Source organism: Streptomyces telluris (assembly GCF_024519335.1).
GTDB classification, from domain to species: domain Bacteria; phylum Actinomycetota; class Actinomycetes; order Streptomycetales; family Streptomycetaceae; genus Streptomyces; species Streptomyces telluris.
On the sequence record NZ_JANIID010000037.1, the window covers coordinates 66,657 to 81,733 of the forward strand.

16 protein-coding genes are annotated in these 15,077 nt (G+C 68.9%); 10 read left to right on the top strand and 6 right to left on the bottom strand.

The genetic code is table 11. From position 1 onward, the window contains the following. Positions 1-98: 98 nt before the first annotated feature. Positions 99-1,316 (bottom strand): DUF3631 domain-containing protein, encoded by a 1,218-nt coding sequence (locus NQU55_RS30480; protein WP_240976339.1) that lies wholly within the window; start codon positions 1,314-1,316, stop codon positions 99-101. Between the two features lie 279 nt (positions 1,317-1,595). On the opposite strand from NQU55_RS30480, the gene NQU55_RS30485 reads away from it, so the two are divergent. From NQU55_RS30485 to NQU55_RS30495, 3 genes are all read left to right on the top strand, one after another. Continuing rightward, positions 1,596-1,868 (top strand): helix-turn-helix domain-containing protein, encoded by a 273-nt coding sequence (locus tag NQU55_RS30485; RefSeq protein WP_168092755.1) that lies wholly within the window; start codon positions 1,596-1,598, stop codon positions 1,866-1,868. Positions 1,869-2,067: 199 nt separating this feature from the next. Continuing rightward, the gene (locus tag NQU55_RS30490; protein WP_256791543.1) at positions 2,068-2,304 is read left to right on the top strand and encodes a helix-turn-helix transcriptional regulator; all 237 of its coding nucleotides are present in this window, start codon (positions 2,068-2,070) and stop codon (positions 2,302-2,304) included. 46 nt (positions 2,305-2,350) lie between these two features. Continuing rightward, positions 2,351-3,598, top strand: a complete 1,248-nt coding sequence (locus NQU55_RS30495) for a tyrosine-type recombinase/integrase (protein ID WP_206329296.1) — start codon at positions 2,351-2,353, stop codon at positions 3,596-3,598. A 62-nt stretch (positions 3,599-3,660) separates the two neighbouring features. Here the strand turns inward: NQU55_RS30495 and NQU55_RS30500 are convergent, their stop codons facing one another. After that, positions 3,661-4,275, bottom strand: a complete 615-nt coding sequence (locus NQU55_RS30500; RefSeq protein WP_256791541.1) for a restriction endonuclease — start codon at positions 4,273-4,275, stop codon at positions 3,661-3,663. 68 nt (positions 4,276-4,343) lie between these two features. Next, positions 4,344-4,556, bottom strand: coding sequence for a hypothetical protein (locus tag NQU55_RS30505; RefSeq protein WP_168092757.1), 213 nt, complete (start codon positions 4,554-4,556; stop codon positions 4,344-4,346). A 1,051-nt stretch (positions 4,557-5,607) separates the two neighbouring features. Here NQU55_RS30505 and NQU55_RS30515 point away from each other — a divergent pair. The 6 genes from NQU55_RS30515 to NQU55_RS30540 all read left to right on the top strand — a co-directional run bounded on the left by NQU55_RS30515 (position 5,608) and on the right by NQU55_RS30540 (position 9,741). Next, the gene (locus NQU55_RS30515; protein WP_256791544.1) at positions 5,608-6,288 is read left to right on the top strand and encodes a Crp/Fnr family transcriptional regulator; all 681 of its coding nucleotides are present in this window, start codon (positions 5,608-5,610) and stop codon (positions 6,286-6,288) included. An 83-nt stretch (positions 6,289-6,371) separates the two neighbouring features. Beyond that, positions 6,372-7,184 (top strand): hypothetical protein, encoded by an 813-nt coding sequence (locus tag NQU55_RS30520; RefSeq protein WP_206329297.1) that lies wholly within the window; start codon positions 6,372-6,374, stop codon positions 7,182-7,184. Continuing rightward, on the top strand, positions 7,181-7,537 hold the full coding sequence (locus NQU55_RS30525) for a hypothetical protein (protein WP_168092759.1): 357 nt from the start codon (positions 7,181-7,183) through the stop codon (positions 7,535-7,537). The genes NQU55_RS30520 and NQU55_RS30525 overlap by 4 nt, the downstream gene beginning before the upstream one ends. After that, on the top strand, positions 7,537-8,295 hold the full coding sequence (locus NQU55_RS30530) for a hypothetical protein (RefSeq protein WP_168092760.1): 759 nt from the start codon (positions 7,537-7,539) through the stop codon (positions 8,293-8,295). The genes NQU55_RS30525 and NQU55_RS30530 overlap by 1 nt, the downstream gene beginning before the upstream one ends. Continuing rightward, positions 8,292-8,627: a helix-turn-helix domain-containing protein gene (locus NQU55_RS30535; RefSeq protein ID WP_240976341.1), complete on the top strand. Its 336-nt coding sequence runs from the start codon at positions 8,292-8,294 to the stop codon at positions 8,625-8,627. Before NQU55_RS30530 ends, NQU55_RS30535 begins: the two co-directional genes overlap by 4 nt. Continuing rightward, positions 8,596-9,741, top strand: a complete 1,146-nt coding sequence (locus NQU55_RS30540) for a hypothetical protein (protein WP_168092761.1) — start codon at positions 8,596-8,598, stop codon at positions 9,739-9,741. The genes NQU55_RS30535 and NQU55_RS30540 overlap by 32 nt, the downstream gene beginning before the upstream one ends. A 263-nt stretch (positions 9,742-10,004) precedes the next feature. Here the strand turns inward: NQU55_RS30540 and NQU55_RS30545 are convergent, their stop codons facing one another. Both NQU55_RS30545 and NQU55_RS30550 read right to left on the bottom strand, forming a co-directional pair. Continuing rightward, positions 10,005-10,511, bottom strand: a complete 507-nt coding sequence (locus tag NQU55_RS30545; RefSeq protein ID WP_168092762.1) for a hypothetical protein — start codon at positions 10,509-10,511, stop codon at positions 10,005-10,007. A 234-nt stretch (positions 10,512-10,745) separates the two neighbouring features. Continuing rightward, positions 10,746-11,912: a magnesium and cobalt transport protein CorA gene (locus tag NQU55_RS30550; RefSeq protein ID WP_168092763.1), complete on the bottom strand. Its 1,167-nt coding sequence runs from the start codon at positions 11,910-11,912 to the stop codon at positions 10,746-10,748. A gap of 114 nt (positions 11,913-12,026) precedes the next feature. On the opposite strand from NQU55_RS30550, the gene NQU55_RS30555 reads away from it, so the two are divergent. Continuing rightward, the gene (locus NQU55_RS30555) at positions 12,027-13,145 is read left to right on the top strand and encodes a winged helix DNA-binding domain-containing protein (protein WP_168092764.1); all 1,119 of its coding nucleotides are present in this window, start codon (positions 12,027-12,029) and stop codon (positions 13,143-13,145) included. Between the two features lie 61 nt (positions 13,146-13,206). On the opposite strand, the gene lysA is transcribed toward NQU55_RS30555, so the two are convergent. Next, entirely contained in the window at positions 13,207-14,553 is a 1,347-nt protein-coding gene (gene lysA, locus NQU55_RS30560) for a diaminopimelate decarboxylase (RefSeq protein WP_168092765.1), read from the bottom strand. Positions 14,554-15,077: the final 524 nt, after the last annotated feature.

Consider the following 15,077-nt stretch of genomic DNA (forward strand, 5'->3'; position numbering starts at 1 on the left):
TACGGGACGGGCGTTGATGTCGGGTCGACTCGTTGCGGCCTGGTGAGTCGTCCCGGCTCTGATCTGCGTGGCGACGGGTGGGGACGGGTGGTGTCGGGTCAGGCGCCGGTTGTGGATTCCGGCTCGGCCGTCGGCTCGGGCTCAGGGCAGTAGCGGGCCCAGGCGTCGGTGAACTGCAGGCGGGTGAAGCCCTTGGCCTGGTAGCCGTCGGGGAAGCGGCGGTTGGCCGAGCCGATGCCGTAGTCCTTCAGCAGGAGCTGCAGCCCGCGTGCGGTCAGGCCCTTGTCGCTGTACCCCGGCCAGGGGGACTCGGCGTCCTCGTTCAGGGAGTCGATCAGGCGGCTGGTGCGGTTGATCGCCGGGTTGCCTTCGGCGGCGAAGGCACGCCGGATGTCGGCGAGAAGGCGGATGTTCAGGGCGCTGTTGTCCTGGTCCTGCTCGGCCTCGTGCTTCGTCATCGCCAGGCAGGCGGCGCGGGCGGCCTCGGGCCAGGGACCTCCGGCGAGGTCGGCGACGGCGACGAGCGGCTGCCAGGTGTCGGCGGCGCGGTCCTCGACCGGCATCGGCGGCGTGAGGTCCGTCGCGGTGGCGTGGAGCGGGGCGAGCCAGGCCACGAGGCGGTCACGCAGGGCATGCAGGGCAGGGGTGTCGCGGACGGTGCGGAACTCCGCGACCTTCTCGCCCGGCCTGCGGCGGCGCATCCGGATGACGACTGAGCGGTCCATGATCGTGTCGGGGAGTTCACCGATGCCGGCGAGGGCGGCCATGGCGAAGGTGGGGAACTTCGACACCTCGTGGTTGGGGCCGGAGACCCGCAGAGTGGGGCGGTTGCGCTGGTGGCCGGCGTTGAGCAGGCCGCGCATCTCCTCGTTCTTCTCCGCGACCTTCGCCGAGCCGAAGAGGGTGTCGGCCTCGTCCACCAGCAGGGTGGGCGGGTTCTCGGTGATCGACCGGAAGACCGCCGCCGGGGAGGCGTTGACCGTGATCAGCGGGTCGTGCACGGTTTCGGTGACCACGTCCAGCAGACGCGACTTGCCGCATCGCTTGGCCGGGCCGACGACCGCGAGGCGTGGGGCGTGCTGCCAGGCCGTCTGCAGGTGCGTGGCCGCCACCCATAGCGTGACCGCGGTGAGCGCGTCCTCGTTCGGCAGCACTACGTACCGCCGGAACTGTGCCCGCAGGTCGGACAGCACCTCTTCACCCTCGGAGGGCTGGGCGGGATCGGGCTGGGATACAGGCGGTTCGCCGGGGACGGCGACCGGCGGCCAGGACGGCTGAGCGTCTTCGGGGGAGGGCTTCGGGGTGGCGGTTTCCAAGGAGGCTCCTTCACTGGTGGTCGCATTGAGAGACCACTCGGGGATTTGGGCCGGGCATCCGACGGGGCCGGGGTGCGTGGACAACACAGCCACACGCGGTGCGTGAAAGTCCAGCCTTGGCATTGGGTTCCACGGCAGCTCGTTTCGCCGGTCTGTTGACCGTAAGCCCGTAATCCCGGTTGACGAAATAGCCCCGGAAATTCGCTGGCGGTCGGCGCATCGCTCACAGCAGACAGAGAAGCATTCCTAAGCGGTCGGTGCGCAAGCTACAACACACCCATGCCGCCACGCCCACTCGAAATCGGACCCGCCGGACAGGCCGCCGCCCGCGCCATCGAACGCACCCGCATCGCCCGCGGCCACTCACAGCGCCAGCTCGCCCCCCGCGTCACCGCACTGGGCCGGCCTATGACCTTCACCGCGCTTTCCCGCATCGAACGCACAGTCCGCCGCTGCGACATTGACGACCTCGTGGCCATCGCAGCCGCCCTCGGAATCCCGACCCACACCCTCCTCGCCGGCCCTGAGCCGGTCGGAGCGGGCGAAATGTAGCCGACGATCTCCGGTTTCCCTAACCGGGGACTCTCCGGAGCATTGATCGTCCTGGCGCCCTCCCGATAGTCGAGGTGCGCTGCCCCTCCCTGCCCACCGATTTAAGGAATCCCGCTTGTCTGTCGTCACCCCCATTTCCTCTCGTACTATCTCCGCAGTCGAAGGTGGCAGCCCCACCATCGGTCGTGCATTCCTCGGGGTGAAGGACGCAGCCGCATACCTCGGGCTTTCGCCCCGCACGTTGTACGTCTGGCGCCACCGCCGACAGGGGCCGCCGAGCTTCCGAATGGGAGCCCACGGGCGAGTGACGTACCGGCTCGATGCCCTCGACTCGTGGATACGCGAGCAGGAGCAGGCGGACTCTCGCTCGAACCCCGCCTTGAACCCCGTGAGCGCTGCGCCGCAGCGCCGTGCCGGCTACACGGCAACTGCCTAGCACCACCAGGACTACGGCTCCCGATCCCCTACCTGCAAGGAAGTCCTTGGCCAGCTACATCGAAGACCGCTGGATCAACAAGAAGAAGGACCCTGTCACCGGCAAGCGGGAGCGCACCGCCCGCTACGGGAAGGGCACTCGATATCGCGTCGCCGGAATTCCCGGAGTCCGGGACATGTCGTTCGACGTCCTGGAGGACGCGAAGGCGTGGCTGCGCCGGGCCGGTACCGACAGCGAACGGGGCGAGTTCGTCGACCCGCGCGACGGCTCCATCACCGTCGCCGACTACGTTACCCGCTACTGGAAGACGGGTGTACGCGGCGCGCCGGGCACGCTCAAGCGGGTCGACGAGCGCGTGCGCCTCCACATCCTGCCGCACCTCGGAGAAGTGGCGCTGAGGGACGTCTCCGCGACTGTCCTCCGCAGCTACGTCGCCACCCTCGAAGGTGAGTGCGCACCCCGCTATGCCCGGCAGATCCTTACCACCCTCTCCAACGTCTTCGAGACGGCGATCGACGACAAGCGGCTCGTCCGCAACCCGATGCGTGCCAAGTCAGTGCGCTGGCCCAAGGTTCCGGAGGACCAGCGGGAGGCGTGGCCGCTGGAGACCGCGCAGCGGGCGCGGGACCTCATCAACCCGCGCTACCGGGTCGCGGTGGTCGTCGCTCTCGGGTGCGGGCTGCGCCAGGGCGAGGTCTTCGGCCTTTCCCCAGAAGACGTCGACTTCAAGCGCGGCGTTATCCGTGTGCGTCGGCAGGTTCAACTTCTCAATGGCCGCTTGTACTTCGCCCTCCCGAAGGGCGGGAAGACTCGCATCGTCGACATGCCCCGGTCCATCGTGACCGAGTTGGCTGCCCACTTCCTTCAGCACCCAGCCGTGGAGGTAGAGCTGCCCTGGGGCGGCCCGGAGCCCGAGCGGGAGAAGCGATCCTTCCCGCTGGTTCTGACCACGACCTACGGCAACGCGATCCGCGCCAACATCTTCAACGACGAGGTCTGGAAGCCTGCCCTCGCGAAGGCCGACGTCATCCCCATGCGAGAGAAGGGGAAGCGCTGGAAGGCGTCCCGCAAGGATGGCTTCCACGTCCTCCGGCACACCTACGCCTCGGTCATCCTCGAAGCTGGCGAGTCCGTCGTCACCCTCGCCCGATGGCTGGGCCACTCCTGCCCGACCATCACCCTCGACCACTACGCTCACTTCATGCCGGAGGCCGGTGGCAAGGGGCGTGCCGCGGTCGATGCACTGCTCGGCACGGTCCCCGAGCACGGCCCAGAGGACCTGGTCGCGGCCTGAGTAACGGGTGGCACAGCGCATGCTGTGCCACCCGTTCTCGTTGGTGCGTCGCGGCGCACGTGTCATGCCGCTCTACGCCACGGCAAGCGGGAGCCTCTGGTGGGCAGCGCGAGCAGTTCGTGCAAGGGCCTGCCCTTGTGGGCCCAACGGTCCAGCCGGTCGCGGTCCACCCACCGCACACCATGGCGGTCGCCCCAAGCCATAGCGTCGTGGGTGAACGAGCCGTTGGTGACGACGACGGCGTGGTTCGCCTTGTGCACGGGACCTGCTGTGCCCTTCACCTGGTACATCACCGACGAGCCGACCTTGCCTCCGACGCGTGTGTGTTTGGCCTGTATCACGATCCGCCCGAGGGGCGTCCGGATGCCGATCACGTCGGCGGCCTGGTCCCCGGCCCGGCCCACCTTCCTGGCCGCCCAGCCGTCGCGGACGAGGAGATCACGCAGTGCGTACTCGAACTGCCCGTCGTTCATCGCATCGAACTCCGCCAGGGTGATGCGCAGACGAGCCAGCCGTTCACTGTCCGCGCGATCCCGACGGTGGCCCCATATCCGGAGGCCGGCCACGGCGACGGCCGAGGCGAAGACGACCAAGACCAGCAGCGGCCAGGCCGAAGCGGCCCTCGTGATCAGGTTCGATGCGGCCTGCGCCACGGCGACCGTGACCGCGAAGGCCACGGCTGCCGCACCCAGGGCGTCCACGGTACTGCGCGGTCGCCACTGGAGCCTTCGCCGCGGTCGGGCTGTCACTGCCCGCCCGCTGGCGCGGAGACAGCAGGCTTCGGGGCAGGCTGCTGCTCGGTGTCGCTGTCGCCGAACCCGAAGATCTGGCCCCAGAGCCATACCGCCGCACACAACCCGGCCACAGCCCAGACGCTCAGCCCCTTGGCGGACTTCGGCCCCGGCTTGCGGCGGACGTAGCTTCGTACGCGCACGTATCCGTCCGGAACCTTCGGCATGCTGCATCCCCTCCCTATCGGTCCGCGCTGCGCGGACCTCCAGTTCGGTTGTAGCGGTGGCCACTGACAGAACCTGATGCCCCGTCATGATCGTGCGGGAGGCGCGGGTACAAGTCGGCCATGCCTTCGCGAGTGTCTACCGACCCTCGCGGTCCTCTGGTCTGCGCCGAGGCTGTCCGGCTGGGTGTCGCGCTGCGGACACGCAAGGCGTTTCGAATGGCCTGTTCCTGTGGAGTGCGGCGAGCAGCGACTGCGCCGGGCGCCGCCCCTCGATGAGGTGGAGGTCCTGAACCCGGCCGGCCCGCTGCCGTGCATGCGCGATCGACCTCGTCACGGGCAGGGTAGCTGTTTGCCGGTCGCAGATACGACTATGGCAATAGGGGTGCCTCTTTCGGGCCGTCGCATCATGTCTAAGATCTCTGAGGGGAACCAACCGCTGGCCCGACTAGGGCAATCCTGCTGAATCGTTGAGCACACCGTCGTCTTGCTTCTCCCCCAGGCCGTTCCGCGCCCGCTACTAGACACGAGTCGATCTCCACTTCAGTCTGCTCCAACTGGCATGCAACATCATCTGTTTGTGTCGATTCCGAACCTCATTCTGAAATGATCAGCTTGAAGAGTTCTGGCGTGTGCCGTGACGATGCACTCCTGACTTGCCCGAATGGATGCGAAGCAAGGCTGCTTCTTAAACTCCTCCGCTGTTCTCGGGAGGCCCCCGTCCAGCCTTGGAGCCCCACCTGCATCGTGTGGCCATGGCGAGCGCCCATCTCGCATCCAGGGAGATGCCAGTTCGATGTCTGAAGGAGCGGAAAGCCGCAGCCGCGTGCATTTCCCGTGCGCGGTGTGCGCCCCCGAGTGCACTCGGCGCACCAGGATCATGCGCCGGTCGTCTACCTCGGCGACCTTCCTTCTGTTCTTCTCGTAAGTGCCGACAAGTCCATGGGGCGAAGAGAGGCGGAGGTTGATGGTGCGTCAGGGTGCGTTTTCCCCGGAACCCCGATGGGGAGCAGGGCAGCCGCAGGAGCAAGTCGATCATATTTTCCTCCACAGGATTTCGGCCCCTGTCCGTGCGGAACTGCTCCAGCTCGGTAGCCGGTGCCGATATCTGCCAAGGGAGGTTTTGATGCGGGAGGGTGACTGTTCTTCTCGCGACGTTGCCCTTCTCTTGTCCGGGCTCGTCAAGGTCACGAAGCGGCTGGGGAACGGAAAGCAGGCACTGCTGGCCGTCAGGGCCGACGGGGACATCGTCGGTGAGATGGCCGCCCTGGATGACGATGCCTCACGGTCGGCCACGGTCACCGCCTGCGGTGAGGTGTATGCGCGCATCGTTTGCAAGAGCGAGTTGCAAGCCTTTCTCCGGGCTTACCCCGAGGCGTTCCAAGCGGTGGCGGCGGTCATCAGTCAGCGGCTCCGCTGGGCGAATCATGCGCGCATTGACTTCGGCAGCTGCACCGTCAAGGTCAGACTCGCTCGCACACTCGCCCAGCTGGCCTATACGCACGGCCGACCTGTGCGGAGCGGGATCGTGATCAGCGTCAATCTGAGTCAGTTCGAACTTGCTGCCCTTGTGGGTTCGACGAAGCAGACTGTGCACAAAGAACTGGTGAAAATGCGGAATGACGGGATCGTCGAGGTCAATTACTCACAGCAAATCGTCAGAGATATCGCACGGCTGCGTGAGGTTGCTCGACTCGGAGTACCTGAACGATCAGGGCGCATGAAGTCGCATTAATGCGACTTTCGCCCCACTCGGCCGCTCTTGCCTGCAGAGTGGTGGCGTAACCCGCCCCCGACCTCAGGCAGGTGAACGAGCCCGTGGCATCGCAACCCCTCGACCACTCGCACCAGATCGTCAAACGCCATTTGTGTGTGGCGGCCGATGTGGAGAAGTACAGCCATCACGACATCCCGAGCCAGGCGGTCATCCAGACCGACCTGGTACGGGTGCTGGAGGAAGCGGCGCTGCTCAGCGGCTTGGATCGGGCGAGTTGGGCACGACAGGCGCAAGGTGATCAGGAGCTTGCCGTACTGCCCGTCGGCGTACCGGAACCTGTGGTGCTCGGTGCTTTCACGCGGCACTTGGCTGTCCGGATCGGTGACCGCAACGCCGCTCGTGCACCAAAGGAACGGATGCGCCTGCGGCTGGCCGTCGGCATCGGTGTGGCGTCACTCGCGGCCCTAGGGTACGCCGGCCCCGCGCCGGTCGCGGTGGCACGCTACGTGAACGCACCGCAGGTGAAAGCTGTACTAGCGGCCATCCGTGCAGCGAATCTCGTGGTGATCGTCTCCGGGCAACTCTACGAGGACGTGGTCAAATCGCGCACCCGAGGGCTCGACCCCGAGCAGTACGTGCGCATCCACGTCCGCCAGCAGGAATTCAGCGCATACGGCTGGATCCACGTACCGGGTCACGCCGCTGACGAGGTGCGTTCCGTCGTCCAGGACATGGATCCCGCCTGCCCGGATGGACCGCGGAGCAGCGTCGAGCCAGTGAAACCCACCCTCGCCCACCACGACCGATCGCAGCACGTCGTCAAGGGCATCGCATTCCAGGGCTCTGTCAATAGGGATCTGAACTTCGGGTTTCCCGCAGAGGGCTCGGCATGCGAGCCGGAGGAAGCGTGGTGACCGACGAAGAAGGAGACGCCCCCTGTCCGATCCTGGACGGAGAGCGACCGGACCTTGGCTCGGACGACCGTCGGTCGGACTGGACTCAGAACGACGGTCGGTCGGTCCCGGTCCGGCACAGCAGCCAGTGGGTCAGCCGGGGCATGGCGTTCAACGGCGCCGTCCTCGGCGACGTCAACCACCACACTGGACCGTCGATCACGTTTCTCCTTCCCCACGGGCGCTTCCAGCGCTCCGGCTTCTCCCCAGCACCATATGCGGGGCTGCGGCGCCTTCTGGTCCTGCTGACGCGGACATGCGGGGAGGCTGCCGACTTACTGGAGCAAGCCTTCTCTGATCGGGAGGCGCTCTGATGTCGCTGATCCCGTTCAATCGGTTGTCGGACGTCATCGAGGAGTCGGTTGCCGTGTCCGCACGCAGAGGTCGGATGGATCTCGTCGTACCCTCCGCGGACGCCCCGCTACGGCTGTCCCCGCCCGAGGCTCGCACCATTCTGTACGACGCGCGTGCCGATCCAGGCCTGCGCGAGGCCGTGTGGCGGCAGGCAGTCCTCTTGGCCCAAAGGGAGACCGCTGCATCGGGCCCCCGTCGGCTGCTTGTCGTGTGGCTGGCGCTTCCCAGGCTGTACCGCACCATGCGACACGCCTCGTTTCGGCCATCTGTCGACCACCGTGACGTCGAATCCGAAGCAGTGCTCGCCCTGTTGGAAGGCCTGAAAACGGTCGACCCGCAACAGCCGCGGATCGACGACATCCTGGTGGGGCAAGCATGCCGGCAGCTGTGGCGCTTCGTACGCCAGACATTGTGCGAGAGGCCTGTCGCCGATGTAGCCGGCGTCGCTGCGGCACGGGCCCCTCTTGACCTCTGCGAGAAGGATCTCTCCCCGCCGCCGGACGGATGGGAGTTGCACATCGATCCGTCACATCGTCCTGAGGGGCTTGCGGCGCCGCTCCGCTTCACCGCGTCTCCCGTCCGTGCCGAGAAGGCCCGGCTGGAGGGTCCGGCCGGGCGCCTGGGCCTGCGGGAGGTGGTGTACCGGGCGAGGCGGCCCGGGACGGGCAGTCGTATCGGGACTCTGTCACTGCGCCGCCGCGAAGGGAACGAATCATGACCGGCATTTCCGGACCCGCCCTCTCTTTCGCGGAGGCGTTCGACCTTCCGCTCGTGGTCGGTATCAACACGGCCGCCCGCGCCTTCGGGGTGTGCCCTGACACCGCGTACAAGCTGATCAGCCTGGGCCGCTTCCCCTGCCCCGTGCTCCGGCTTGGGCGTCACTACCGGGTCCCGACCGCTGGAATGCTCCGTGCCCTCGGCATCGACGAGATGCCCGTCTACGCCGCCGATCTTGAAGCGGGCCCCGACGATCCCGCCCACCACACAGTGCACCCTGTCCCGGAAGAGAGGACCACGTATGAGCATCACGACGACACACGCAGTGGATGAGTCGCCGCAGGGGCCTGCTCCGGCCTGGACCTGCTTCGTCATCGGACCAATCGGTGACGGGCACACGCAGGCCGGCAGCCCCGAAAGGGAAGGGTTCGAACGTCACGTCCGGATCTTCGAAAAGGTGATCCTTCCGGCTTGCGCAAAATTTGGCATGGACGCCATCCGGGCCGATCGCATTACCCACGCGGGCGACATCCACGAGCAGATCTGCCGTCACGTGCTTCAGGACGACCTCGTCATCGCCGATGTGACCGGCGGCAACCCCAACGTGATGTATGAGCTCGGGCTTCGCCACGTCACGGGAAAGCCGACGATCCACATCGGAGAACACGGGCAGCTGCCGTTCGATATCGCCCCCATCAGGACCATCCGGTACGACCTGACCCTGAGCAGCCTCGCAGACGCGCGTACGGAGATCGAGCACGCGCTGGAGGCCGGAATGAGGGATGGGTTCGCCATCCTTACCCCGGCCAGGGTGCTGCGAGGGCTGCAAGCACCGGGCGCGGTGCCGGACCCGTCTGAGGAGCCGGAGGACGAGAACGCTCCTGGCCTGCTGGACGAATTCGCCGCGATCGAGGAGGGCCTGGAGTCGATGACCGCCGACCTGGAGGCGATCGCCAAGACGATCGAATCGATCGGGGAGATCACCGAACGGTCCAGCCAGAAGATGGAGGGACTGAGCGATGCCAACGCCCCCATCAGTGCCCGTATGGCGGCGGTTGCTCAGTACTCGGATTCGATTACTACCCCGGCGAAGGACCTGGATGAGGTAGCTCAGACCTTTGCTGGGCGCATGGTGACCTTGGACAGCGGAGTGAGGGCGGCGCTGGCCCTCATTGAGATGACCCCGCCCGAGCAGCGTGGCGAGAGCTCGCAATTCCTCAGTGAGCTGATGAGCCTGGCCCAGTCTGCGCGCGAGAGTATGAGCGAGGTCAGCGGCTTCGGTGCGGCCGCGGAAGGAATCGGGGGTATGAGTAGGTACTTGCGCGGACCGGTGCGGAGCATCTCCTCCGCTGTGAAGCGGTTGGCCTCCGCCATGGCGTGCATCGACGAGTGGGAGACCACTGCCCGCTCCCTCGCCGGAGGCAGCGCGCCGGTGAACTATAACTGAGCGTGCGGTTCACTGTGACAAGAAACAAGGCATGGAGCGCTACGGCGGTCCGTGCCCCGACCTTTGGCCGGCCCGGCTATCACCTTCGACCCTACGCCCACTTCATGCCGGAGGCTGGCGGCAAGGGGCGTGCCGCGGTCGATGCACTGCTCGGCTCGATCCCCGAGCACGTCCCGGAGAACCTGGTCGCGGCCTGAGTAACGGGTGGCACAGCACATGCTGTGCCACCCGTTCGTGCTGTGCGGCTCTGTGGCCGCATGGGGTCAGTCGGCGAGGCTCTTGCGGCGTACGCGCAATGAGTACCTCGTTCCTTCTGGGCCGCTGCTGCTGCCCCAGCCACCGCTCGTTGCTACGGTCCACCCACGCTGTTCCTGCATGTGGGCGGCGAAAGTGCGCAAGTCCTGGATCGAGCAGCCGCAGTTCAGTGTGACGCTGACGCCGATGTACGGACTCCGGGGGTTGTCCTTGGCGTAGGGGTTCGGCTCCCACTGCACGTCGTGGACGTGCTCATCGAGGCCGGTGCGCTCCTTGTCGTGCTTGATCCCGTGAGCCTTCGCGTACTCGTCCAGGTCGTCGATCGCGAACAAGTGGCTCGACCACTCCCCGGGCCAGACCGCGAAGAGGCGGGACTTGCCGGCCACGGCCCGTTCGTAGGCGGCGCGGTCGTTCCCGTGCGTCACCATGCCGTCGTCGTGAACCTCGATGTAGCAGGTCGTACGTGCGGTGTAGGGGAAGTCCTTCCCCGTTGCCGCGGCACTCCTCGGTTCCAACCAGCCCTCCCGGTGTGAGTCTCCTCTGACTGCCCAGTCAACACTCTTAGTGATGCTCGGCGGAGGGGGATCGGTAAAACTGGGACGGACGCGGCGCATGCAACGGCTGGTGGCGCGGATGATGCTCCGCTCCCCAACGGCGTGCATTCTCCCCAGATTCTCCCCAGGGGGTCGGGAGTCACCCTCAGGGTCATTCGCGTACGCGAAGTTGATCAAGTGGTCAGGCCCTCGCCGCTACAGCCAGTCCCGCCGCTTGAAGATGAAGTACAGGCTCGTACAGACCACCGCCATCAGCAGGATCGCGAAGGGGTAGCCGAACGCCCAGTGCAGCTCGGGCATGGCGTCGAAGTTCATGCCGTAGATCGTTCCCACCAGTGTGGGTGCGAACAGAATCGCCGCCCACGACGAGATCTTCTTGATCTCCTCGTTCTGTTCGAAGCCTGCTTCCGCCAGTGCGCGCATTTCGGCGTTCTGTTGTTGGGTGACGAGGGTGGCGTTGACCGCGAGGATGTCCGCCAGGGCTGAGCGGAAGCCGTCGACGCGTTCGCTGGTGTGGGTGACGTGGTCGGCCACGTCGCGGAGGTAGCGCTGGAGTTCGTCGTCGGTGCCGTATTTGGCGAAGCCGGCCATGAGGCCGTGGAGCATGCCGACCAGGGGGCGGGTGGCGCGCTGGAACTCGACCATTTCGCGGGCGAGTTCGTAGATGCGGCGGGAGACGGCGGGGTCGCCGCTGAAGACCTCGGTTTCGATCTCGTCGATGTCGTTCTGTACGCCCGCCACGACGGGGGCGTAGCCGTCGACCACGGCGTCGAGGATCGCGTACAGCACCGCCTCGGGGCCGAGGGCCAGCAGCTCCGGGGTGGTTTCCATGCGGCGGCGGACGGCGGAGAGGTCCGGGGCCGCGCCGTGGCGGACGGTGATCACGAAGTCGGGGCCGACGAAGACGTGCAGTTCGCCGAAGTCGACCTCCTCGGGGGCGTCCAGGTAGCGCGCGGCGCGCAGGACGACGAAGAGGGTGTCGCCGTAGCGCTCCAGCTTGGGGCGCTGGTGGGCCTCCAGGGCGTCCTCGACGGCGAGTTCGTGGAGGCCGAACTCCTCGGCCAGGGAGAGGAGTTCGGCCTCGGTGGGGCGGTGCAGGCCGATCCAGGCCATGCAGTCGGGCTGCTCGCGCAGCCGGCGGTAGGTGTCCGCCAGCGAGTCCGGGGTCGCGGTGCGGCGGCCGTCGCGGTAGACCGCGGCGTGGACGATGCTGCCCGCGCCGTTCGTGGGCCCGGCCGCCGGCGGGGGCGGGGTCGCGGCGGCGGGGGCGTCCGTACGACCGGCCGTGCGGCCGTTCGCCGGGCGGAGCCGGGGATGCTTCCGGGGCGCGGGGCGCCTGCCGCGCGGAGGGTTTTCGGACACGGGTGCACTCCCTCTCGCTGTTCGCAGGACCAGGCACAGGATATACATGCCGAATTCGGTCGCGTGGTGCGGTCCAGGACCGGATCTGTCCGCACCACGGCCTAGCTTGATCACATGACAACCAGCGGGTCCCCGATTCTGACCGTCCGAGCCCTCAATCGTGCTCTCCTGGAGCGTCAGCTGCTGCTGCGCCGCACCGCGCTGCCGGTCCTCGACGCCGTGGAACACCTGGTCGGACTCCAGGCGCAGTCGCCCCAGGACCCGTACTACGCGCTCGCCGCCCGCCTCGACGGCTTCGATCCCGAGGAGCTCTCCGGCCTGCTCGACTCCCGTGCGGCCGTCCGCATGGCCGTGATGCGCTCGACGATCCACCTGGTCAGCGCCCGCGACTGCAGGCCTCTGCGCAATCTCTTCCAGGTCGTGCAGGAGCGCGCCTTCCAGGGCAACCACGGCAAGCGCCTGCGCGACCTCGATCTCGAACCCGTGGCGGCGTACGCCGCCCGGCTCGTCGCCGAGCGCCCGTACACCTTCCACCACCTCGGCCTGGCGCTCGGCCAGGTGTGGCCGGATCACGCCCCTCAGGACCTGGCGATGGCGGCCCGGACGCTGCTGCCGCTCGTCCAGGTGCCCCCGCGCGGGCTGTGGGGCCGCGGCGGGCCCGCCGCCCACACCACCGCCGACCACTGGCTCGGTGACCGCCCGGGCCCGGCCTCCGCGCCCGACCTCGGCGCCACCCTCCTGCGCTACCTCGCCGCCTTCGGCCCCGCCTCCGTCAAGGACATGCAGAAGTGGTGCGGCCTGACCGGGCTGCGCGGCGTCGTCGACGGGCTCCGCCCCGGCCTGCGCGCCTTCCGCGACGAGAACGGCACCGAGCTCCTCGACCTGCCCGACGCCCCGCTGCCCGACCCCGGCACGCCGGCGCCGGTGCGCTTCCTGCCCGAGTTCGACAACATCTTCCTCTCCCACGCCGATCGCGCCCGCATCGTCGACCCCGCGCACCTGCGCCGCGTCTGGCGCGTCAACCGGGCCGTGCCTACGGTCGTCCTCGACGGGTTCATCCGCGCCGCGTGGCGCCTCGACCGGGACGTCCCGGAGACCACGACGCTCGTGGTCGAGCCCTTCGAGAAGATCCGTCCGGCGGACCGGGCCGGGCTGGAGGAGGAGGCCGCCCGCGTCCTGGCCATGGCGGCGCCCGGCACCGCGCACGATCTGCGCGTCCTGCCGGTCGCCTGACCACCCGGGACCCTTTCGGCCCCTCCGGCCCCTTCCGGCCCCTCCGGTACCCCCGCTCGCCCTACTCGCCGACCTCCCGGCTGCGCAGGTCGTCCAGCGTCTCGCGGCGTACGAGCAGCCGGGCGCGGCCCCCGGTCACCGCGGCCACCGGCGGCCGGCCGACCAGGTTGTACGCCGAGGCCATCGACAGGTGGTACGCGCCCGCCGCCGGCACCGCCAGCACGTCGCCCGGCCGCAGGTCGCCGGGCAGCTCCACGTCCTCGGCGAGCACGTCACCCGCCTCGCAGTGCCGCCCCACCACCGTCACAGAGCGGCCGGGCGCCGCCGATGCGCGCCCGGCCAGCCGGACCGTGTAGCGGACCCCGTACAGCGCCGGGCGCGGGTTGTCGCTCATGCCGCCGTCGACGGCCACGAACGTCCGTCCGGCCGTGGTCTTCACCGACAGCACCCGGTAGAGCGCGACGCCCGCCGGGCCCGCTATCCACCGCCCGGGCTCCACGGTCAGCCGCGGCCGCGGGAGCCCGAACCGGGCGCACTGCAGATCCAGTTCGGAACCGATCCGCTCGGCGTACGTGCCCGGGTCCACGGCCGGATCGCCCTCGCGGTAGGCGATGGCGAAGCCGCCGCCGAGGTCCAGCTCGGGGAAGGTCACCCCGTGCCGGTCGCGGATGCGGGCCAGCAGCGGGACGAGCCGGCGCACGGCGGTCACGTACGGGCCCAGGCCCGCGATCTGCGAGCCGAGGTGGCAGTGCAGGCCCGCCAGCTCCAGCCGCGGCTGGCCGAGGAGCCGCTCCACCGCCTCCTCGGCCTCGCCGCCCGCGACCGGCACGCCGAACTTCTGGCCCTCCACCCCCGTCCGCACGGCCGCGTGCGCCCCCGCGGACACGCCCGGCACGACTCGCAGCAGCACCCGCTGGCGGGCGCCCGGCGGCACGAGGGCGGCGAGCCGGGCGATCTCGCCCGTGCCGTCGATGACGATCCGGCCCACGCCCAGACGCAGGGCGGCGCGCACGTCGTCGGGGCTCTTCGCGTTGCCGTGCAGCACGATCCGCTCGGCGGGGAAACCGCTGTGCGCGGCCAGCTCCAGCTCACCGGCGGAGCAGACGTCCAGGCTCAGCCCCTCCGCCTCGATCCAGCGGATCATCGCGCGGGAGAGGAACGCCTTGCCGGCGTAGGCGACGTCGGCGCCGGGCAGAGCCGCGCGCCAGGCGCGGGCGCGGGACCGGACCTCGTCCTCGTCCATGACGTACACGGGCGTACCGAACCGGTCGGCGATCTCGCCCAGCGGCACCCCGCCCACGGCGAGCCCACCGCCGCCCGGCACGTCCCGCGTGGAAGCGGGCCACACCGGTGCGGCGGGTGTGCGCGGCGGGGGCGGCGGGGATACGGGGGCGGTCGGCGTGGCCATGGGGTCTCCTTCGGAGGGATTGCGGTACGGAGGCTTGCGGCGGGGCGGACGCGGTGCCGATGCGGCGGGGGTGCGTACGGCACCGCCGGGCCGCGCCGCGGGGGTTGCTCGCTGCTGCGGCGGGTTTTCTTGCCCTGCGGCAAGGGGGTGAAGGGGTGAAGGGGAGCGAGAGGTGGCGGAGCGCCCCGCGCTTGGTGCCCCGAGGCCGGGCTGGGGCTAGGGCTGCGGCTGGGCTACGCGGGCACCGCCGGGCTGCGCCGTCGTGGCCGGTCGCCGTTGCGGCGGATTCTTGCTTGCCTGCGGCAAGACGCTTGGGCGCGGGCGGCGGTCCGACGGGGGCGGGGGCCTCTTGCCGCCGGGGAGGTTCTCCGCCGCGACGGTGAGTTCCTCTGGCGGTGCGCCCGGCGGTGCAGCCCCGGCGGTGCAGCCCGGTGGTGCAGCCCGGTGGTGCGGGCGCTGTCGGACGGTGAGCGCCGCCCGGACGGTGCTGCCCCCGCTGGGACGGTGAGCGCCGCCCGGACGGT